Source organism: Streptobacillus canis, from assembly GCF_009733925.1.
Taxonomy (GTDB): domain Bacteria; phylum Fusobacteriota; class Fusobacteriia; order Fusobacteriales; family Leptotrichiaceae; genus Streptobacillus; species Streptobacillus canis.
This window is the reverse complement of the sequence record NZ_WOEI01000014.1, coordinates 21,326-42,875: the sequence shown is the minus strand read 5'-3', so window position 1 is coordinate 42,875 and position 21,550 is coordinate 21,326. Positions and strand designations below refer to the sequence as shown.

Annotated in this window: 20 protein-coding genes and 1 pseudogene; 20 read left to right on the top strand and 1 reads right to left on the bottom strand. The window is 26.4% G+C overall.

From position 1 onward, the window contains the following. Positions 1-171: pseudogene (locus GM111_RS04765) on the bottom strand (transposase zinc-binding domain-containing protein); the annotation flags it as partial. A 176-nt stretch (positions 172-347) separates the two neighbouring features. On the opposite strand from GM111_RS04765, the gene GM111_RS08225 reads away from it, so the two are divergent. The 20 genes from GM111_RS08225 (at position 348) to GM111_RS04665 (ending at position 21,548) form a co-directional block, all read left to right on the top strand. After that, positions 348-548, top strand: coding sequence for a hypothetical protein (locus tag GM111_RS08225; RefSeq protein ID WP_197034489.1), 201 nt, complete (start codon positions 348-350; stop codon positions 546-548). Between the two features lie 173 nt (positions 549-721). Continuing rightward, positions 722-1,390 (top strand): 5'-methylthioadenosine/adenosylhomocysteine nucleosidase, encoded by a 669-nt coding sequence (locus tag GM111_RS04755; protein ID WP_156299728.1) that lies wholly within the window; start codon positions 722-724, stop codon positions 1,388-1,390. An 8-nt stretch (positions 1,391-1,398) separates the two neighbouring features. Beyond that, positions 1,399-1,794, top strand: coding sequence for a hypothetical protein (locus tag GM111_RS04750; RefSeq protein ID WP_156299727.1), 396 nt, complete (start codon positions 1,399-1,401; stop codon positions 1,792-1,794). After that, positions 1,772-1,924, top strand: coding sequence for a hypothetical protein (locus GM111_RS04745; protein WP_156299726.1), 153 nt, complete (start codon positions 1,772-1,774; stop codon positions 1,922-1,924). The genes GM111_RS04750 and GM111_RS04745 overlap by 23 nt, the downstream gene beginning before the upstream one ends. After that, positions 1,924-3,228 (top strand): glycosyltransferase, encoded by a 1,305-nt coding sequence (locus tag GM111_RS04740; RefSeq protein ID WP_156299725.1) that lies wholly within the window; start codon positions 1,924-1,926, stop codon positions 3,226-3,228. Before GM111_RS04745 ends, GM111_RS04740 begins: the two co-directional genes overlap by 1 nt. 102 nt (positions 3,229-3,330) lie before the next feature. After that, complete coding sequence (locus GM111_RS04735) at positions 3,331-5,523, top strand: RelA/SpoT family protein (protein WP_156299724.1); 2,193 nt, start codon at positions 3,331-3,333, stop codon at positions 5,521-5,523. Positions 5,524-5,534: 11 nt separating this feature from the next. After that, complete coding sequence (gene tgt / locus GM111_RS04730) at positions 5,535-6,698, top strand: tRNA guanosine(34) transglycosylase Tgt (protein ID WP_156299723.1); 1,164 nt, start codon at positions 5,535-5,537, stop codon at positions 6,696-6,698. Further along, positions 6,698-7,882, top strand: coding sequence for a tRNA uracil 4-sulfurtransferase ThiI (gene thiI / locus GM111_RS04725; protein WP_156299722.1), 1,185 nt, complete (start codon positions 6,698-6,700; stop codon positions 7,880-7,882). Before tgt ends, thiI begins: the two co-directional genes overlap by 1 nt. Continuing rightward, positions 7,882-9,105 (top strand): YihY/virulence factor BrkB family protein, encoded by a 1,224-nt coding sequence (locus GM111_RS04720; RefSeq protein ID WP_156299721.1) that lies wholly within the window; start codon positions 7,882-7,884, stop codon positions 9,103-9,105. Before thiI ends, GM111_RS04720 begins: the two co-directional genes overlap by 1 nt. Positions 9,106-9,158: 53 nt before the next feature. Beyond that, on the top strand, positions 9,159-10,190 hold the full coding sequence (locus GM111_RS04715) for a DNA recombination protein RmuC (RefSeq protein ID WP_197034488.1): 1,032 nt from the start codon (positions 9,159-9,161) through the stop codon (positions 10,188-10,190). 35 nt (positions 10,191-10,225) lie between these two features. Then, complete coding sequence (gene malQ / locus GM111_RS04710; RefSeq protein WP_269320143.1) at positions 10,226-11,701, top strand: 4-alpha-glucanotransferase; 1,476 nt, start codon at positions 10,226-10,228, stop codon at positions 11,699-11,701. Positions 11,702-11,718: 17 nt separating this feature from the next. Continuing rightward, positions 11,719-12,906 (top strand): replication-associated recombination protein A, encoded by a 1,188-nt coding sequence (locus tag GM111_RS04705; protein WP_156299718.1) that lies wholly within the window; start codon positions 11,719-11,721, stop codon positions 12,904-12,906. Then, on the top strand, positions 12,907-13,359 hold the full coding sequence (locus tag GM111_RS04700; RefSeq protein ID WP_156299717.1) for a DMT family transporter: 453 nt from the start codon (positions 12,907-12,909) through the stop codon (positions 13,357-13,359). Between the two features lie 6 nt (positions 13,360-13,365). After that, entirely contained in the window at positions 13,366-14,319 is a 954-nt protein-coding gene (dusA, locus tag GM111_RS04695; protein ID WP_156299716.1) for a tRNA dihydrouridine(20/20a) synthase DusA, read from the top strand. A gap of 35 nt (positions 14,320-14,354) precedes the next feature. Continuing rightward, positions 14,355-15,689 carry a H2O-forming NADH oxidase gene (nox, locus tag GM111_RS04690; RefSeq protein ID WP_156299715.1) on the top strand — a complete coding sequence of 445 codons (1,335 nt, stop codon included), beginning with the start codon at positions 14,355-14,357 and terminating at the stop codon, positions 15,687-15,689. Positions 15,690-15,713: 24 nt separating this feature from the next. Then, complete coding sequence (trxA, locus tag GM111_RS04685) at positions 15,714-16,025, top strand: thioredoxin (protein WP_156299714.1); 312 nt, start codon at positions 15,714-15,716, stop codon at positions 16,023-16,025. Positions 16,026-16,150: 125 nt separating this feature from the next. After that, positions 16,151-18,322, top strand: coding sequence for a heavy metal translocating P-type ATPase (locus tag GM111_RS04680; RefSeq protein WP_156299713.1), 2,172 nt, complete (start codon positions 16,151-16,153; stop codon positions 18,320-18,322). 3 nt (positions 18,323-18,325) lie between these two features. After that, positions 18,326-19,216: an alpha/beta fold hydrolase gene (locus GM111_RS04675; protein WP_156299712.1), complete on the top strand. Its 891-nt coding sequence runs from the start codon at positions 18,326-18,328 to the stop codon at positions 19,214-19,216. Then, a complete protein-coding gene (locus tag GM111_RS04670) occupies positions 19,194-20,579 on the top strand; it encodes an NADP-dependent glyceraldehyde-3-phosphate dehydrogenase (protein WP_231479770.1) in 1,386 nt (461 codons plus the stop codon). Before GM111_RS04675 ends, GM111_RS04670 begins: the two co-directional genes overlap by 23 nt. A gap of 15 nt (positions 20,580-20,594) precedes the next feature. Next, the gene (locus GM111_RS04665) at positions 20,595-21,548 is read left to right on the top strand and encodes an ROK family protein (protein WP_156299710.1); all 954 of its coding nucleotides are present in this window, start codon (positions 20,595-20,597) and stop codon (positions 21,546-21,548) included. Positions 21,549-21,550: the final 2 nt, after the last annotated feature.

Sequence of the window (21,550 nt, the reverse complement as noted above, 5' to 3'; positions counted from 1 at the left end):
TTTTCTAAATTGTTGAGGAATAGTAAAAAGAACATGTCTATGAGGAATATTAATTAATTGATTAGTGATGGAGTTAGTCCATTTAATAGAGTAATTATATCCACAAGAATTACATAATCTAGATTTACAAGTAAGTTTCATTTTATGTTGAAAGTTACAGATATGACATCTAGATGAATTTGATTTTAGATGTCATGTTTATCACTCCTTTCTGTTAGTTTTGTTTGGTGATTAAATTATATAGAAAAGAAAGAGGTGATTCAAGGATTTTTTAAAATCCCGAATCACCTTTTTTTCAAAAAGATAAAGGTGGTAAAAGGTATATATATCATCCTATATATCTTTCTTTGAAAGTAAATGGTTATAAAGAGAAAATAGTTGCTTTATTACATGATGTAATAGAAGATAGTGATTATACATTAGAAGATTTAAATGTATATTTTGATAAAGATGTTATTGAAGCAGTTAAAGTGATAACAAAAGTTAAAGGGGAAAAGTATATGGAATACTTAGAAAGAGTTAAAAATAATAATATTGCAAAAAAGTAAAATAGAAGACTTAAAACACAATTCAAATTTAAAAAGACTAAATAGTGTTGCTATAATTGATATAAAAAAATTAAAAAATATAAAGAAGCTCTTGAATTTTTAGAAAACTAAAAAATTTGTGTTTTATATTCAAAAATGTTAAAATATATGTATTACAATTAATAGGAGTAAATATGATAGGAATAATAGGTGCTATGCACGAAGAGATAACTGTAATAAAAAATGAAATGAAGAATATTACAGAAAAAGTTGTAAATGGTAATACATTTTATTTAGGATTATTAAATAATAAAGAGGTAGTTTTAGTTGAATGTGGAATTGGAATGGTTAATGCAGCTATTATTACAACATTATTAGTTAAAGAATTTAATGTTGAAAAAATATATTTTTCAGGAGTAGCAGGATCTACTTCAGAAAAATTAAAAATAGGGGATATTGTAATTTCAACTAAATTACAAGAATATTTATTTGATGTAACAGAATTTGGACATGAAAAAGGTGTAATTCCAAGAATGGAAACGTCATTATTTAGACCTGGGAAAATACTTGATGAAAGTATGGAAAAACTAAAAGGTGAAAATGTATATTTTGGTGGAATAATTTCAGGTGATAAATTTATTTCAAATGCAAAAGAAAAAATAACAATCGGAAAAGAATTTGATGCAATGTGTGTAGATATGGAATCTGCATCTGTGGCACATTCAGCATATCTTTTAGGAGTAGATTTTTTAATTATTAGATCTATTTCTGATACTGTCACAGATGAATCTGGAATGGAGTTTTTCGAATTTGTAAATATTGCTGCAGAAAATTCAAAAAAAATACTTACTAAATTAATATAGGTGGATATATGAGAAGATTTAAAAATATTTTGAGAGCTATATTTTGGATAATATTCTTTTTAGGACTATTTTTTACATATTCTAGAATTAAATATATAAGAAAAAATGCATATAATAATACAGATTTATTAGTTCAAGAATATAATATTAGAAAAAATGGATTTTATGAAACTGGAAATAAAGAAGAAAAAAAAGAAGAGCCAAAAGAAAATGTTAAAGAAGAAAAAATAGAAGATAATACTGAAAATAAAGTAGAAGATAAAAAAGAAGAAAATTCTGAAGAAAATACTGAAAAAAAAGTTGAAGAAAAAGTAGAAGATAAAAGTGAAACAGATAAAGAATTAGATAAAATAATAGAACAACATGTAAAAGATAAAAAGAATGGAAATAATAATGGAAATTAATAAAGAATTGTATGAAAAATTAAAAAAAGAGTTTGAAAAAGATGATGAATTGGTATGTGGATGTGAAGCATTATCATTTGAAGATTTTTTAAAATATAGATTAGCAGAGTTGAAAAAAAAGGAGAAATAATGAAGATAGGGTTATTTTCAGACACATATTTACCTCATGCAAATGGTGTGGCTGTGTGTGTTGATACATTAAGAAAAGGTTTGGAAAATCTTGGTCATGAAGTTTATGTAATTACCTGTAATGATAGCTTTAAGCTTGAAAAAGATGGAAATGTATATAGATTACCATCATTTTTATTGAAGGATTTCTATAATTATTCATTTACAGGTCCTTTTCATTTTAGAGGATTTAATGAAATTAGAAAATTAAAATTAGATGTAATCCATATACATACAGAATTTGGTGTAGCGATTTTAGGAAGGATGATTGCAAAAGTGTTAGGAATACCTTTAGTATATACTTACCATACTATGCTTGAGGACTATACACACTATATTAATTTTATGAATATTTCTATATTAGATAAACCATCAGTAAGATTTGTAGAAATGATTTCTAAGATATATTGTTATCCATCAAATACTGTAATAGTTCCTTCAAAAAAAACTTATGATGTGTTAATGAAGTATTCTGTTAAGAATAATGATGTAAGAGTATTACCATCTGGAATTGATCTTGAAAGATTTAGAAATCCAAATTATGAAAATATACAAAGAATTAAAGATGAATATAATCTAAAAGATAAAAAAGTAATGATTTATTTAGGAAGAGTGGCTAAAGAAAAAAATATAGAAATAATACTTGAAACTATAAAAGTAAGAAAAGATTTAACATTATTAGTTGTTGGAGAAGGTCCGGAACTTAAACATTTTCAAGAAAAATATAATTATCAAAACATAATATTTTGTGGGAAAAAAGAATATAGTGAAGTTGCAGACTACTATAATGTAGCAGATGCATTCATATCTGCAAGTACGACTGAAACACAAGGTTTAACATTCATTGAAGCAATGTCAACAGGTAAGGTATTATTCTGTAGTGATAAGGTTGTTTTAAAAGATTTATTATACGAAGGTGAAAATGGATATTTCTTTGAAAATGAAGAAGAGTTAAATAAGAAAATCGATACTTTTTATTCATTAAATGAACAACAAAGAAAAGATATGAGAGATAAATCATTAGAAATATCAAAAAGATACGATTTAGATGTTTTTGTTAGAAAAATTGTAGATATCTATGAAAATAATTTGGGTAAAGTTTATAGAATAAAACAAATTAAGCTTAATAAAGATAATACATTTAGAGTTCAAATTAGAAACAAAAGATATGTAATTAGTAAAGAGTTGTTTGATAAATTAGCCTTAAGAGTTAATAATAAAATTGATAAAGTTACTTTAAATTTAATTAGAGAAAATAATATATAAAAATACTGAATTTTCAGTATTTTTTTTTGGATAATAAATTTGCATAAATCAAAAAAAAATGGTAAAATTTAGTGTTAGAATACTGACTTAAGGGAGATATTTATGGCACATATTACAGGTAGAGAAGTTTTTGAAAGAATTAAAAAGGATATTGTTGAGAATCATAAAGAACTTGATATTGAAAAAATAGAGGAAGCATATGTATTAGCGGAAGAATCTCATAGAGATCAAAGAAGAAAAAGTGGTGAAGAATATATTGTTCATCCACTTGAAGTAGCAGAAATTTTACTTGCTCTAAGAATGGATACTGATACTATAGTTGCAGGAATTTTACATGATGTAGTTGAAGATACTTTAATTACATTATCAGATATAGAATATAGTTTTGGGAAAGATGTATCAACGTTAATTGATGGTGTTACAAAATTAAGAAATTTACCTAAAAAAGAAGGAAAACAAATAGAAAATATCCGTAAAATGGTTGTTGCAATGTCAGAAGATGTAAGAGTTGTAATTATTAAACTTGCAGATAGATTACATAATATGAGAACCTTAAAATATCAAAGCCCTGAAAAACAAATTGAAAAATCAAAAGAAACTATGGATATTTTTGCCCCAATAGCTCATAGAATAGGGATGGGGAAAATTAAGTCAGAATTAGAAGATATCTCATTTTATTATTTAAATCCAAAAGGATATCAAGAAATAAAAGGTCTTGTTAATGCCAAAAAAGAAGAAAGACAAAGATACATTAATAAGATTATTGAAATAATTGAAAAAGAACTTGAAAAATCAGGTATAGATGCACATGTAAATGGAAGAACTAAACATTTATACAGTATTTATAAAAAAATGTATGAAAAGAATAAACAATTTAAAGATTTAATGGATTTAACTGCAATAAGAGTTTTAACGAAAAAAGAGGTAGATTGTTATGCAGTTCTTGGATTAATACATTCAATATTTACCCCTGTTGCAGGAAGATTTAAAGATTATATTGCTGTACCAAAAGCAAATGGATATCAATCAATACATACTACAGTTAGAGGAATAGATAATCAAATAATTGAAATTCAAATTAGAACAGAAGAAATGCATCAAATAGCAGAAGAAGGGGTAGCTGCACACTGGATGTATAAAGAAAAAAAATCAAAAGATAAAAATGAAAAATATTATGCTGCGGTTAAGAAGATTATAGAATCAAGTATTGAGGGTACAAATAATAATGAACAAGAAGAAACATTTGCTAAAGAGGTAACAGAACAAATATTAAAGAAAACGATATTTGTGTTTACACCTAAAGGAGATGTTGTTGAATTACAAGCGGGTTCTACTGTACTTGACTTTGCATTTCAAGTACATACTCAAATAGGATATAGAACAATAGGTGCTAAAGTAAATGATAGAATAGTTACTTTAGATTATGTAGTTGAAAATGGAGATAAAATAGAAATATTAACTTCTAAAACAGCAAAAGGTCCTGGAAATGACTGGATTAATATGGTAAATAACCCAAGTTCTAAATCTAAAATCAGAAAATGGTTTAAAGATATGGAATTTGAAATAAAGTCAAAAGAGGGTGAAGTTTTATTAAATGAAGAATTTAATAAGATAGGTTTAAAATTCAAAGATTATGAAGATGATGATAGAGTATTATTATATATGAAAAAATTTAATATTACCTCTATTGAACAACTTTATTATAAATTTGCAAATAATGAATTAACTATGGAACATTTTATAGCTAAATTTGAAAAAAAAGAAGAAGTAAATATTGAACAAGCTATAGAAGAAGAAACAGCAAAAACAACTCAAAAAATTAGAGAAAACAATCAAGGTATTAAAGTTAGTGGTTCAGATAATACATTGTTTAATTTTGCAAAATGCTGCGCTCCACTTCCAGGAGATGAAATTAGAGGATTTGTAACTAGAGGTAGAGGTATAGTAATACATAGGACAGATTGTCCTAATATGTTAAAATTACTAGAAAATGAACCAGAAAGAGAAATTGAAGTATATTGGGATGAAAATTTACTTGAAAAATCTACAGCAAAATATCAAATGTATTTCACTATTAAAACAGTTGGTAGAGCAGGATTAATGTTAGATATTATGAGACTTCTAAATGAATATAAAATAGATTTAACAGGAGTTAATACTAAAGTTGTTAAAGAAAATGGAGAAAGTCTTGCATTAATACAATTAGGGGTATTGGTTAAGAGAAAAGAAGATTATGAAAAATTAAGTAAGAATTTATTAAATATGAGAGAAATTCTAGAAATAATGAGAAAATAGGATGGTATATAATGGAAAAACCAATTAAATATAAATTAGAGAAAAAAGATGGAAGAGCAAGAGCCGGAGTAATTGAAACTCCACATGGAATAATACATACACCTGTATTTATGCCCGTAGGAACACAAGCTACAGTAAAAACAATGACACCAGAAGAATTAGAAGAAATAGGTTCAGAAATAATACTTGGTAATACATATCATTTATATTTAAGACCTGGAGATGAATTAATTGCAAAATTTGGTCACTTACATAATTTTATGAATTGGAAAAGACCAATACTTACTGATAGTGGTGGCTTTCAAATCTTTTCATTAGGAGATTTGAGAAAAATAAAAGAAGAGGGAGCTCATTTTAGATCTCATCATGATGGGTCAAAACATTTTATTTCACCAGAAAAATCGATTGAAATACAAAATAATTTAGGTTCAGATATAATGATGGTACTTGATGAATGCCCACCAGGATTATCTACGAGAGAATATTTAATTCCATCAATTGAAAGAACTACAAGATGGGCTAAAAGATGTATTGAGGCAAATAAAAATCCTGAAAAACAAGGACTATTTGCTATAGTACAAGGTGGAATTTATGAAGATTTAAGAGAAAAATCTTTTAATGAATTAATAGCTATGGATGAAAGCTTTTCAGGATATGCTATTGGAGGTTTAGCAGTAGGAGAACCACGTGAAGACATGTATAGAATATTAGCTCATACTACTCCTTTATTACCTGAAGGTAAACCTAGATATTTAATGGGGGTAGGAGAGCCATTAGATATGTTAGAAGCAGTGGAAAATGGAATTGATATGATGGATTGTGTTCATCCATCTAGAATAGGAAGACATGGAACTGTATTTACTAAATATGGAAGACTTGTAATAAAGAATAAAGAATATGAATATGATGATAGACCTTTAGATGTTTCTGATAATTATGTTAATAGAAATTATACTAGAGCATATATCAGACATTTATTTAAAACAAATGAAATATTAGGTCAGAGGCTTGCAACATATCAAAACATTTGGTTTTTAGTAAACTTAATGAAAGAAGCAAGACAAGCAATACTTGATGGAAGATTTAAAGAGTTTAAAGAAGAATTTATTTCAAATTATACTCAAGGTAAACAATCAGAATGGATTAAACCTAAAGATATTAGAAAGGGGGAGTAATGAATATCAAATTAGAGAAAGTAAATGCTATAGGACTTGGTTATGGAGAATTAGCATTAAAAGGTAAGAATAGAGGGATTTTTGAAGGTAATATAAAACAAAGAATAAATAATAAATTAGTTGCTTTTGATGCAAAATTAGTGAATGATTTATCTAAACTTTATGTTTATACTAATGATGAAAATAAAAAAGAATTAATTTCAGAATTAAAAAAGGTTTTTGGAATAAATAATATGAATTTTTCTATAAGAGTAAATACAGATGAAAAAGACATAAAAGAAAAGATATTAGAAATTGCTTCTGAATTATATAATGATGGGGCTAGAACTTTTAAGGTTGAAGTTAATAGAGGTAATAAGAAATTCGAAAAAAATTCTATGGATTTTGCAAAAGAATTAGGAGCACATATATTAATTAATACTGAATTTATAAAAGTTTCTATGAAAAATCCTGATGTATTAATTTCACTTGATATTAGAGAAAATACATATATTTATACAGAAAAAATAAATACTTATGGTGGACTACCTCTAGGATCTGCGGGTAATGGATTATCATTAATTTCTGGTGGGATAGATTCACCAGTTGCTTCATTTTTAATGGCTAAGAGAGGATTGAAATTAGAATTTGTTACTTTTCATTCATTCCCATTTACTTCTGAAAAAGCACTAATAAAAATTGAAGAATTAGTAAAGATTTTAAGTGAATATAATGGTAAATCAAAATTCTATTCAATGAATATATTACCAATTCAACAAGCAATTAATGAAAAGACAAATAAAGAATATGCAACAATTTTAACTAGACGTGCAATGATGAGACTTGCTGAAATGTTGGCAAAGAAAAATAATCTGAGAGCTCTTGTTACTGGTGAAAGTTTAGGGCAAGTTGCATCTCAGACATTAGAAGGATTAAATTGTACTTCAGCTTCAGTTACTGATACTGTAGTATTTAGACCATTAATAAGTATAGATAAAATTGAAATAATTGAAAAAGCAAAAGAAATTGGTACTTATGAAAAATCAATTGAACCACATGATGATTCTTGTGCAATGTTTGCGCCTAAACATCCAAATACTAGTCCAAAACTTGAGAAAATATTAATTGAAGAAGCAAAAATTGAGAATTATGATGAATTATTAAATGAAATATTTAATAATAAGAAAATGGTGCTTGTTAAGTAATGTTAAAAAAATACAATGTTGAAAAGATAATAAATATGGTAAAGATATATCTTAAGAGATATTTTTCAAAAGATTTATCATTACTTGCTTCAAATTTAACATATATGATGATATTAACAATATTTCCTTTTTTTGCAATAATTTTAGGGGTAGCTAAAGGCTTTGGATTAGATGAAAAATTAGTAATACAAGTACAAAATCTTATACCACAAAATGAAAAAGTGTTAACTTATGTTTTGGAAACAACGAATAAATTAATTGATAATGCTAAAGGTGGTATATTAACAGGTTTAGGGATAGCAATATTAATTTTCTCAGTTATTAGTATGTTTGATTTACTTGAGAATACTTTTAATAATATATGGGATGTAAGAAAGGGGAGAACTTTTACTGCAAAAGTTATAAGTTATATTGCTTTAGTATTTATTACACCAATATTTATATTATTAATTCTTGCAAGTAGTTCAATATTAGTTGAATTTGTTAAGTCATTTACTGATATTTCAACACTTACAAAATATATTTTAAGAATATTTAATATGGTTATTAGAATATTGTTTATAACTGGATTATTTATGGTTATACCTAATAAAAGAGTTAGAGTTGTTCCTGCAATAATAGGAGCAGCAATTACAGATTTAGGATTATATATTCTATATCTTATATATATTTATTTACAATTTTCAATTAGTAGATATAACTTAATTTATGGGTCATTAGCTTTTATTCCAATATTTTTAATATGGATGAAATATGCATGGACCATAATATTAATTGGTGCTCAAATTACGTATACGATACAAACTTCAAATGAATTAGTTGAAGAGAAATTCGAAATGTCACTATCTATGAAGAAAAAAGTAGGAGCATATATTTTACATATTCTTTCTTTAAGATTTAATGAATTAAAGAGACCTATGAATATGAAAGAATTAACAGCATATACAGGTATATCTGAAAAAGTATTGATTAAATCTATTTCTTTATTACAAGATTATGAATTAATAAATGAAATTCTAGATGAAAATAAGGAATTAGAGTATTATCAAATTAATATAAATCCTAATAAATTAAGCTATGAAATGTTTAATAGTATAGTAGAAAATGAAAATGATGAAGAAAATAATTTATTGATTAATATGCCAAATGAAAGAAAAATTGAATTTGAAGAAATTGTTAATGAACTAAAATATAAAAATAATAAATTGATAAGTGAAAAATAGGTGATGAGATGATATACGTTATACTATTTTTGCTTGTAATTTTGGTGTTTCAGTTGATATATTTAATTTATCTTCTTAAGTCAAATAAAGATAAAGATGAGTTTAAAGATATGAAGTTTGAGATACTTGAAAAATTAATGGAGAAAAATGAAAAATCAAAAGAAGATATTTCAAAATTAATTTTTGAAGGTAAAACCAATATTACTAGTGAAATAAATGATTTTAAATTAAATATTAAAGAGAATATAACTAAAGATGTATTAAACTTAGGAGATAAAGTAGAAAATAAATTAAAAGATGGATTCAAATTATCTAATGAAGCTGTAAATACAGTTATACAAAGATTAGTTAAAATTGATGAAGCGCAAAAAAATATTGAAAAGCTTTCAACAGAAGTTGTATCTCTTCAAAAAATATTATCGGACAAAAAATCTAGAGGTAGTTTTGGTGAAGCAAGACTAGAACAAGTTTTAGAATATGTATACGGAGATAACAACTTATATGAAAGACAATATAAATTTTCAAATGGAAGAATGGCAGATGCTGTAGTATTTTTAAATACTAAATTAAATAAGGTAGCAATAGATTCAAAATTTCCATTAGAAAACTATATTCTATATATAGAAAATAATAGTTTAGAATATAGAAAAGAATTTATAAAAGATTTAAAAAAACATATAGATGACATTTCAAGTAGATATATTATTCCTGGAGAAACTATTAATCAAGCAATAATGTTTTTACCGAGTGAATCAATTTATCTTGAAATTTATTCAAACTTTCCAGAGATACTTGAATATGCATATTCAAAGAAAGTATGGATAGCATCACAAACTAATTTAATGATATATATTACGACAATGCAATTTTCTGCAATAGAATACAAGAAAAATGAAAATGCTAAAGAAATATTATCACAACTTGATAGATTTTCTAAAGAGTTTATTAGATATAATGATAGATGGCAAAATCTATTAAGAGATTTCAATAAATTAGAAAAAGATTTTAATGATTTAAGTATTACAAGTGATAAGATATCAAAGGAATTTGAAAAAGTTAAAAATTTAGTTGATATCAATGAATAATATGATATAATAAAACTAAAAAATATAATAAGGAGATAAATATTATGAGAAAAGCAGGAATTTTACTTCATCCTACATCTTTACCTAGTAAAGAAGGTATAGGTACATTAGGAAATGAAGCTTATAGATTTATAGATTTCTTAAGTAAATCAAAACAAAAATTATGGCAAATCTTTCCATTAGGACCTACAGGTTATGGTGATTCACCTTACCAATGTTTTTCAGCATTTGCGGGAAACCCATATTTAATTGATTTAGAAACATTAGTAAATGAAGGATATTTAGATGCTAGTGTTCTTGAAGTTAATTTTGGAGATAATAAAGAGAGCATAGATTATGGAATGATTTATACAAATAAATTACCTTTATTAAAAAATGCATTTTCAAGATTCAATGTAGAAAATAATGATTTTGTTCAATTTAACAATGATAATGATTATTGGTTAGATAATTATTCTTTATTTGCGGCTTTAAAAACACATTTTAATGGTGAAGCTTGGTCTAACTGGCCATCTGAATTAAAAAATAGAGAAGTAGAAGCATTGAATGAATATAAAAATAAGTTAGTTGATGAAATAAATTATCAAAAATTCTTACAATTTATGTTCTTTAAACAATGGAATAGTGTAAAAGCTTACGCAAATCAAAAAGGTGTAGAAATTATAGGAGATATACCTATATTCGTATCTATGGATTCTGCTGATGCATGGTCAAATCCAGAAATATTCTTATTCGATAAAGATAGAAACCCTGTTAAAGTAGCAGGAGTTCCGCCTGACTATTTCTCAGCTACAGGACAATTATGGGGAAATCCATTATTTGATTGGGCTAAGTTAAAAGAAACAGGATATAAATGGTGGATAGATAGAGTTAAAGCTAACTTATCCCTTTATGATATTATTAGAATTGATCATTTTAGAGGTTTTGAATCATACTGGGCAATTAATTATGGTGAAACAACAGCTATAAATGGTAAATGGGAAAAAGGACCAGGAATTGACCTATTTAAAGCAATTAAAGATGCTTTAGGTGAAATAAACATTATTGCAGAAGATTTAGGAATATTAACAGATGAAGTTGTAGAATTAAAAGAAAGTGCTGGATTCCCTGGTATGAAAATTTTACAGTTTGCATTTGATCAAGATCCTGAAAATGAATACTTACCTCATAATTATGAAACAAATACTGTTGTGTATACAGGAACTCATGATAATGATACAACAAATTCATGGTACTTTAAACTTTCAGATGAAGAAAAAGGCGAAGTAAGAGATTATTTAAATGTAAGTGATGATTCATATATAGTTTATTCTATGATAAGACTAGCATTAAGATCAGTAGCAGATACAGCAATCATTCCAATGCAAGATTACTTAAACTTAGGAGAATTTGCACGTATTAACACTCCAGGGCTTGCAAGTGGAAACTGGCAATGGAGATTAAGTGGTTGGGAACTAAATGATGATTTAGCAGTAACTATTGCACATTTAACTGAAATTTACGGAAGATAAAAAAGAAAGGAGAGCTTATGAATTTATTTAATTATGATAAAACACCATTAGCATATAAATATAGACCAAAAAATTTAAAAGATTTTTATGGACAAGATAATGTTGTGAAAATTATTTTTAAAATGCTTGAGAATAATAAAATCATAAGCTCGATTTTCTATGGGCCAAGTGGTACAGGAAAAACAACGTTAGCTAAAATAATTGCAAGTAAACTTGGTTATGAGTATGAATATTTAAATGCGATTAAAGCATCTAAAAGTGATATTAGAGAAATATCTGAAAAAGCAAAGAATAGTGTCAATAAGACACTATTGTTTTTTGATGAAATACATAGATTTAATAAATTACAACAAGATTCACTATTAGAAGATTTAGAAAATGGGAACATTATTTTAATTGGTGCTACAACTGAAAATCCATATTATTCTCTTAATAGAGCATTATTATCTAGAGTTTTATTATTTGAATTTAAAAAAATAAATGATGAGGATATTTTTAAAATATTAGAAAAAGTAAGTAAAGAAGAAGAGATAATTTATAATTCTGAAATTTTAAGATATATTTCTATGATTTCAGATGGAGATGCCAGAACTGCAATAAATTTTTTAGAAACTTTAAATAATGCTTCTTTATTAAATAGCAGTGTTGAAGAAGTAATGGAAGTTTTAAATATTAAGGTATTTGTTGATAGATATGATGCAATTTCAGCAATGATAAAATCAATTAGAGGTTCTGATCCAGATGCTGCAGTATATTGGATGAGTAAACTTTTAGTTGGAGGAGAAGATCCTATGTATGTTGCGCGTAGATTAGTTATTTCAGCTAGTGAAGATATTGGACTAGCAAATATACAAGCAATAAATGTTGCAACTTCTTGTATGAATGGTGTAAAAGAAATTGGGATGCCTGAAGCAAGAATACTTTTATCAGAGTGTGCAATATATTTAGCACTTTCTCCAAAGAGCAATAGTGCATATACGGCAGTAAATAATGCTATTGCTGATATAGAAGAAAATGGAGCACAGAGTGTTCCAATACATTTAACGAAAGTAGGTGCAAATAAATACTTGTACCCGCATGATTATGAAAATAATTATGTAAAACAACAATATATGAATAAAAAGAAAGTTTACTATATTCCAGGTAATAATAAATTTGAAAAAAACATGGAAGAGGTATGGTTAAAAATTAAAGGAGAAAAATAAATGGAAAAAAATATAGTATTATACATATTATTAGCAATATTTGCTGGATTTGTTGTAACATTACAAGGTCCAATAAATGTTGAATTAGGTAAGTCTTTAGGAAGTGATTACTGGTCAGCTTTTACATCTTTTGCAATTGGGACAGTATTAATTTTATTATTTATTATTTTAACAGGTCAAAAAGCACCTTCTATTACACAATTTACATCTACAGCTTGGTGGAAATATTTAGGTGCGATTACAGGAGCAATTTATGTACTATCTGTAATAACTGTAATACCAGCATTAGGTGTAGGACTAGCAACAATTTTATTGATGTTTTCACAATTGATTATGGCTATGATAATTGATCATTTTGGGTTATTTGGTTATGCAGTTAAAAGTTTTTCAATAGAAAGAATGATAGGTGTTGCTTTAATGGCTTTAGGTATATTTTTAATAAATAGAAAGTAGGTAAATATGTATAAAGTAGCTTTAGCTCCTATGGTAGATAGGACAGATATCCATTTTAGAAATTTTATAAGAATGATAAATGAAGATATAGAACTATATACAGAAATGATAACTACACAAGCAATATTAAATGGTGATAGAGATAAAATTTTAAGAAAAACAAAAATTGAAAATCCAGTAGTATTACAAATAGCTACTTCAAATTTAAAAGAAAGTATTGAAGCTGCAAAAATAATAAAATTTACGGATTACAATGCAGTTAATTTAAATGTTGGTTGTCCATCGGATAGGGTTTCAGGACATAATATGGGAGCATATTTAATGAGTGAACCTGAACTTGTAAGAGATATTGCAGCAGCAGTAAAAGAATATTCCGGGAAAAAAGTGACTATAAAAAATAGAATAGGTATAGATGGAAAAGGTATATTAGAAAATGATAGAAAAATTATATCATATGAAGAATTAATAAATTTTATTGATACAACTAATGTCGAAAAATATATTGTTCATGCAAGAATTGCAATACTTAAAGGATTAAGTCCAAAAGAGAATAGAACTATACCCCCATTAGACTATGAGATGGTATATAGGTTAAAAAAAGATAGACCAAATTTAGATATAGAAATAAATGGTGGGATAAAAACTATTGAAAATATAAAATTACATCACAATTTTGTTGATTCAGTAATGATAGGAAGAGCTTTTTATGATAATCCTATGTTGGCAAATGAAATTAATTTACTAAATAATAAAAGTGAAAAAACGTATAAACAAATACTTGAAAGTGTGTTTCATTATGTGAAATTGATGGAAGAAAATAATGAAAAACCTCATCATTTTCTAAGACATACACTTGGCTTGTTCTTTAATACACAATATAGTAAAATGTGGAAAAATAAAATATCACCAACTAGTGCAAATAGTAATGATATTCTTGAATTTTTAACTAGAATAGTGTAAAATAAGGTATATAATTGAATTTATAGGAGGAATGTATGAAAGTAGTAGTTGTAGGTGCAAACCATGCTGGGACAGCAACAATTAATACAATTTTAGGAAACTATCCAGGTACTGAAGTAGTAGTATTTGATAAAAATAACAATATAAGTTTCTTAGGATGTGGTATGGCATTATGGATAGGAGATCAAATTGATGGTTCAGAAGGATTATTCTATTCAAATAAAGAAAAATTAGAATCTAACGGAGCAAAAGTTTATATGGAAACTGAAGTTTATAATATAGATTTTGAAAACAAAGTAGTTTATGCAAGAAGTAAATGTGGAAAAGAGTTTGCAGAAAAATATGATAAAGTTATACTTTCTACAGGGTCTTTACCAATTGATTTACCAATAACTGGTAAAGAGTTAGAAAATGTACAATATGTTAAATTATTCCAAAATGCAGCTGAAGTAATTGAAAAATTAAAAAATCCTGATATTAAACACGTTACTGTAATAGGTGCAGGATATATCGGAGTAGAATTAGCAGAAGCATTTGAAAGAAAAGGTAAAAAAGTAAGATTAGTAGATTCTTCTGAAGATTGTTTATCAACTTATTATGATAAAGAATTTAGAACAAGAATGAATAAAAATTTAACTAACCATGGAATTGAATTATCATTTGGTGAATGGTTAAAAGAAATTAAAGGTAGAGATGGAAAAGTTTCTGGAATTGTAACAGATAAAGGTGAATATGCAACTGATATGGTAATATTATGTGCAGGATTTAGACCTAATACAGATTTATTAAAAGGAAAAGTTGAGTTATTCAGAAATGGAGCTTACTTAGTTGATAAAACACAAAAAACATCACAAGAAGATGTATATGCAGTAGGAGATTGTGCTACTATATATGATAACTCTATTGATGATGTAAATTATATTGCATTAGCAACTAATGCTGTAAGAAGTGGAATAGTTGCTGCTCATAATGTATGCGGAACTAAATTAGAAGGTATTGGAGTTCAAGGATCAAATGGAATTTCAATTTATGGATTAAATATGCTTTCAACAGGATTATCTGAAGAAAATGCTAAGAGACGTGGATTTGAAGTAGAAACAACAACATTTACTGATAATCAAAAACCTGAATTTATGAAAACTGAAAATGATGCAGTTACATTAAAAATAGTATATGATAAAAATTCAAGAAGAATCTTAGGAGCACAAATGGCTTCTACATTAGATATCTCACTTGGATTACATGTGTTCTCACTTGCAATTCAAGAAAAAGTAACAATAGATAAATTTAAATTGTTAGATATCTTCTTCTTACCACACTTCAATAAACCATATAACTATTTCACAATGACTGCATTAGGAGCAAAATAGTTATATATATAGGAGGCAAGAAAAATGAGTAAAGTATTACATTTAGGTGCTGCAGAGCAATTAAAAGAAATTTTTGAAAAAGAACCAGTTGTATTAGTTGATTTCTTTGCAACTTGGTGTGGACCTTGTAAAAGATTAGGACCAGTTTTAGACGAATTAAGTGAAGAAGCTGATTTTGCAATCGTTAAAATAGATGTAGATCAATTCCCAGAATTAGCAGGAGAATATGGTGTAAGAAGTATTCCTACGTTATTCGTTGTTAAAAATGGTGAAAAAGTTGCTACAGATTTAGGGTTCAAAACTAAAGATGAATTAATAACTTTAGTAAAAGGATAAAATAATACGAAAGATGTGAATTTTATTCACATCTTTTTTTCCAGGAATGGTATGTATTGAAATATATACTATTCTTTTTTTTTATGGTATAATATAGTATATATTGTTTAGAAGAAGGAGATTAAATGAAAAGAGAAAAATTTAATATAACAGGTATGCATTGTACAAATTGTTCGTTAAATATCACAAAAAATCTTGAAAAAATAGATGGAATTGAGAATGTTAGTATTAATTTAATTACATCACGTATGTCTGTTATATTTGATGAAAATAAAATAAATACTAATGATATTATTGATAAAGTAAAAAAAATTGGTTTTGGAATTGAATTATTAAAAAGTAATAATAAAAATCAAAATTTAGAAATAGAAGATAAAAATAATGATAAAAGATATTTATTAGTCTCGATAATTTTAAGTATTTTGTTAATGTATGTTTCTATGGGTCATATGATAGGGTTAAAGGAACCAAAATATTCTTCAATAATACAATTGATTATTACAAGTATTGTAATGTATATATATAGAAATTATTACAAATCAGGATTTCTTGCATTAAAGAATAAAAGTTCAAATATGTCTACTCTTATTGCAGTAAGTACTATTGCTTCATATATTTATAGTATTTTTAATATGATGATAGGAAGTAAAAATGAATTATATTTTGAGTCTATAGTAGTTATATTAACGCTTGTTAGTTTAGGGAAATATATTGAATCTAAAATAAAGAAAAATGCTTCTGAAAGTATTGCTAAAATGATGGATTTAACACCAAAAAAAGCATTAATAATAAAAGATGATAAAGAAATAAAAATTGATATAGAAGATTTAGAAATAGATGATATTGTATTAATAAAATCAGGTGAAGTAGTTAGCTGTGATGGTATTGTAATAGAAGGAAAAGGATATACGGATGAATCTTCTATAACTGGAGAAAGCAGACTTGTTGAGAAGAATATTAATGATTATGTAATTGCAGCAAGTATATTAGAAAAAGGATATTTAAAAGTAAAAGTTACAAAAGAAAGTAACGATACAATAATAGCTAAGGTTATTGATCTTGTAGAGGAAGCAACTTCAAGTAAAGCACCGATTGCAAAACTTGCAGATAAAATTAGTGGGATTTTAGTACCAACAATATTTATAATATCTATTTGTACATTTATTTTTTGGTATTTTATAGGTGGTAATTTTGCAATTGCAGTAAATAGAGCGATTTCTGTTCTAGTAATTTCATGTCCTTGTGCACTTGGTATTGCAACACCAATTTCAATAATGATAGGTAGTTTAAAAGGAACGCAAATAGGTGTATTATTTAAAAGAGCAGAATTATTAGAAATTATTAGAGATGCCAATGTAATTCTATTTGATAAAACTGGTACTTTAACTAAAGGGAAACCTGAAGTAATAGATTATTTTAATATTACAAATAATGAAAAGCTTTTAGATTATGTATTTAGCATTGAAAAAAAATCAGAACACCATTTAGCGTCATCAATTGTAAAATATTGTGAAGCTTTAAATTCAAAATTAATAGATATTGATGAATTTAATCAAATTGAAGGAAGAGGAATTCAAGCTAAAATTAAAAATGAAAAAATAATAATAGGTAATGAAAAATTAATGTTAGATAATAACATAGATTTATCAAATTATTTAAAAGATATAGAAAATTATTCTAAAACAGGTAAAACAGTTATTCTAGTGGGAATTAATGGGATATTAAATGCAATAATTACAATTGCAGATGATATAAGAGAAGATGCAGTTGTAACAATACAAAAATTAAAGGAATTAGGCATTAAACCAATTATGTTAACTGGTGATAATTTAGAAACCGCAAGACATATTTCTAAAATTTTAGGAATAGATGAGATTCATGCTGAATTACTACCAAATGAAAAGTATGATATTTTAGTTAAGTTACAAGAAAAGAATAAGGTTATAATGGTTGGAGATGGGATAAATGATGCGCCAGCTTTAGCGAAAGCTGATATTGGTATTAGCATTGGTGGATCAACAGATATAGCAATGGAAATATCTGATATAGTATTAATGAAACAAAGACTTATAGATATTATTAATTCGATAAATTTAAGTAAGTCTGTAATAAGAAATATTAAATTAAGTCTTTTTTGGGCATTCATATATAATTTTATTGGTATAGCTTTAGCTGCAGGAATATTTGTTAAATTAGGATTAACATTGAATCCAATGTTTGCAGCATTTGCAATGAGTATAAGTTCTATATGTGTCCTATTAAACGCGATGACTTTAAATATGTTTAAAGGAGAATAATAAATGGAGATAATGAAGAAAGAATTATTTGAAAGTTTTGATGGCACACAAATTCCATATCTTTCATATGAAAATGGTAATAAGAAAAAAGTGATAATGCTACATGGACTTTATGAATATGCAGACAGATATAATGATTTTGCATTAAAATTAAATGATGCAGGTTATGATGTTTATTTATTTGAATATAGAGGTCATGGAGATTTAAGAGAGAGTGAAGTTGCTGATTTTGGTGATAAGGGAATAACTGGAATTTTAAATGATATAAAGTTATTTATAAAGAAAAAATTAAATCATGTTAGAAATGAAGACATATTTTTAATTGGTAAAGGAGTTGGAGGTTTACTAAGCCTATACCTTCAGGAAGATATAAAACTAAAAAATTCTGTTTTAATTTCAATGCCAATAGAAAAGAAATTTTCTATTTTTATGGGTAAAATAATTACAAATGTTGAAATGAAATTTGGTATGAAAAATAGTTTTATTAACAAGTTTATTTTAAGAACTTTAAATAGATCCTTTGTAAAAGAAGGTAAATCTGCATGGTTAAATAGAGATAAAGATGTTGTTGCAGCATATTTAGCAGATGATAAATATTTAAAACAAGGATCTGCAAGACTATATAATAATGTTTTATCACTTACAGCATATATCAAAAAGAATATAAAGAAAATAAATGAAAATGCAAATATTTTTGTTGTTTTTGGTACAAGAGATGCGTTAGTGTCAGAAACTAAATTAAAAAAATATATGCAAAAAATAAATAATGGAAAGAATAATATTAAATTTTTAAAAGTAAAGAAAGCAAGACATGATATATTATTCGAATTAAATAAAGAAGATATAATTAAACAAATAATTGAATATATGGATGGTATTACAAATGGAAATTAATGTATTATCTCCAGTAGATGGTAGTCTACTTGGAAGTATAAAAAAAATGAGTCAAGATGATGTTAATGATATATATTTAAAAGCACGTAAATCATTTAAATCTTGGAAAGAATTATCAACTGCAAAGAGAGCAGAATATATGCATAAAGCAGCTGATGAATTAGAAAAAGCAAAAGTTAAAATAGCTACTTTATTAGCAAAAGAGATTTCAAAACCATATAAAGATGCTCTAACAGAAGTTGAAAGAACAGTTGGTCTAATTAAATATTCGGCTGAAGAAGGGATGAGAATTTTTGGAGAAGTATTTGAAGGTGGAAATTATGATGAAGGTTCTAAAAATAAAATAGCAATAGCTAGAAGAGAACCAATGGGTGTTGTACTTGCAATATCTCCATTTAATTATCCAGTAAATTTAGCTGCATCAAAAATAGTTCCAGCATTAATTGCAGGTAATACAGTTGTATTTAAGCCTGCAAGTCAGGGTGTTTTATCTGGGATAGAACTTGTAAAATGTTTTGAAAATGCAGGGTTACCTGAAGATGTATTACAAGTTGTAACAGGTAAAGGATCAGAAATTGGTGATTATTTAAATACACATAAAGAAATTGATTTTATTAATTTTACAGGAAGTACACCAATAGGAGAAAGAATAGGTATACAAGCAAAAATGAAACCAATTTTATTAGAACTTGGTGGAAAAGATGCTGCTATAGTTTTAGAAGATGCAGATTTAGATAAAGCTGCTAAAGATATTGTAGCTGGAGCATTTTCATATTCAGGTCAAAGATGTACAGCAATAAAAAGAGTACTTGTAATGGAAGAAATTGCTGATACTTTGGTTGAAAAGATTAAAGAAAAAGTTTTAAATCTAAAAGTAGGGAATCCTTTTGAAGATGTAGAAATTACCCCTTTAATAGATGAAAAAAGCGCTATTTTTGTTGAGAAATTAATAAATGATGCCATAGAGAAAGGTGCTAAACCTTTAACTTCAATTAAAAGAGAATCAAACTTAATTTATCCTGCTCTTTTAGATAATGTAACAGTAGAAATGGATATAGCTTGGGAAGAACCTTTTGGTCCTGTTTTACCAATTATAAGAGTTAAAAGTGAAGAAGAAGCATTGGAAATTGCAAATAGATCTGAATATGGTTTACAGAGTTCTATATTTACTAAAAATATAGATAAGGCATTAAAATTCGCGAACGAATTAGAAGTAGGTACAGTACATATAAATAATAAAACACAACGTGGACCAGATAATTTCCCTTTTTTAGGGATAAAAAATTCTGGTGCAGGTGTACAAGGTATTAGATATAGTATACTTTCTATGACAAAGGTTAAAACAATAGTATTAGATATTTAAGTAATGGAGGTAAAAATGAAATATTTTGGAGGAATTGATTTAGGAGGAACGAATTCTAAAATTGGTATTTTAGATGAAAACGGAACTATTGTATATTCGACAATAGTGAAGACAGAATCAGATTTAGGTTACGAAGAAACAGTAAAAAAATTATCGGACCATTTAAAATATGGATTAGAAAAAAATGGTATTAAATATGATGATTTTGTTGCATTAGGTGTAGGAGTACCTGGACCAATTGTAAATAAATCAACTGTATTAATGTGGGCTAATTTTCCTTGGCCAGCAAATTTAAATTTAGCTAAAGAATTTGAAAATCAATTATTAAAACCTGTATTCATTGACAATGATGTTAATGTTATTACTCTTGGGGAGTTATGGGTTGGAGCAGCAAAAGGATATAAAAATGTGCTTGGAATGGCTATAGGTACAGGAATAGGTGGAGGAGTTGTTGTTAATGGAGAAATTATCTCTGGTAAAAACGGTGCTTCTGGTGAAATAGGACATATTCCATTAGAGAAAAAAGGAAGATTATGTGGTTGTGGAAAAAGAGGATGTTTTGAAGCTTATGCCTCTGCAACTGGTATAGCTAGAATTGCAAAAGATAGATTAGAAGTAAATAAAAATAATATGTTATATAATATCACAAGAGATAGATTACCTGAAGCAAAAGATGTATTTGATTGTGCAAAACAAGGAGATAAGTTATCTTTAGAAATTATTGAAGAAACTGCAGAATATTTAGCTATGGGTATCAGTTCAGCATTAACAATATTAGATTCTGATATTGTAGTTATTGGTGGTGGAGTTGCTCTTGCAGGTGATTTCTTGACTGATAAAATTAAGAAATATTTACCAGAATATTTAATAACATCTATTGAAAAAAATGTAGAAATAAAAATTGCAAAACTTGGTAATGATGCTGGTATTTATGGTGCAGCTTATCTAGCGATGCAGTCAGTAAAGTAGGA

Coding starts and splice junctions, on each gene's coding strand:
- GM111_RS04755 (WP_156299728.1), top strand. CDS start 722: ATGATAGGAATAATAGGTGCTATGCACGAAGAGATAACTGTAATAAAA.
- GM111_RS04750 (WP_156299727.1), top strand. CDS start 1,399: ATGAGAAGATTTAAAAATATTTTGAGAGCTATATTTTGGATAATATTC.
- GM111_RS04745 (WP_156299726.1), top strand. CDS start 1,772: ATGGAAATAATAATGGAAATTAATAAAGAATTGTATGAAAAATTAAAA.
- GM111_RS04740 (WP_156299725.1), top strand. CDS start 1,924: ATGAAGATAGGGTTATTTTCAGACACATATTTACCTCATGCAAATGGT.
- GM111_RS04735 (WP_156299724.1), top strand. CDS start 3,331: ATGGCACATATTACAGGTAGAGAAGTTTTTGAAAGAATTAAAAAGGAT.
- tgt (WP_156299723.1), top strand. CDS start 5,535: ATGGAAAAACCAATTAAATATAAATTAGAGAAAAAAGATGGAAGAGCA.
- thiI (WP_156299722.1), top strand. CDS start 6,698: ATGAATATCAAATTAGAGAAAGTAAATGCTATAGGACTTGGTTATGGA.
- GM111_RS04720 (WP_156299721.1), top strand. CDS start 7,882: ATGTTAAAAAAATACAATGTTGAAAAGATAATAAATATGGTAAAGATA.
- GM111_RS04705 (WP_156299718.1), top strand. CDS start 11,719: ATGAATTTATTTAATTATGATAAAACACCATTAGCATATAAATATAGA.
- GM111_RS04700 (WP_156299717.1), top strand. CDS start 12,907: ATGGAAAAAAATATAGTATTATACATATTATTAGCAATATTTGCTGGA.
- dusA (WP_156299716.1), top strand. CDS start 13,366: ATGTATAAAGTAGCTTTAGCTCCTATGGTAGATAGGACAGATATCCAT.
- nox (WP_156299715.1), top strand. CDS start 14,355: ATGAAAGTAGTAGTTGTAGGTGCAAACCATGCTGGGACAGCAACAATT.
- trxA (WP_156299714.1), top strand. CDS start 15,714: ATGAGTAAAGTATTACATTTAGGTGCTGCAGAGCAATTAAAAGAAATT.
- GM111_RS04680 (WP_156299713.1), top strand. CDS start 16,151: ATGAAAAGAGAAAAATTTAATATAACAGGTATGCATTGTACAAATTGT.
- GM111_RS04675 (WP_156299712.1), top strand. CDS start 18,326: ATGGAGATAATGAAGAAAGAATTATTTGAAAGTTTTGATGGCACACAA.
- GM111_RS04670 (WP_231479770.1), top strand. CDS start 19,194: ATGGTATTACAAATGGAAATTAATGTATTATCTCCAGTAGATGGTAGT.
- GM111_RS04665 (WP_156299710.1), top strand. CDS start 20,595: ATGAAATATTTTGGAGGAATTGATTTAGGAGGAACGAATTCTAAAATT.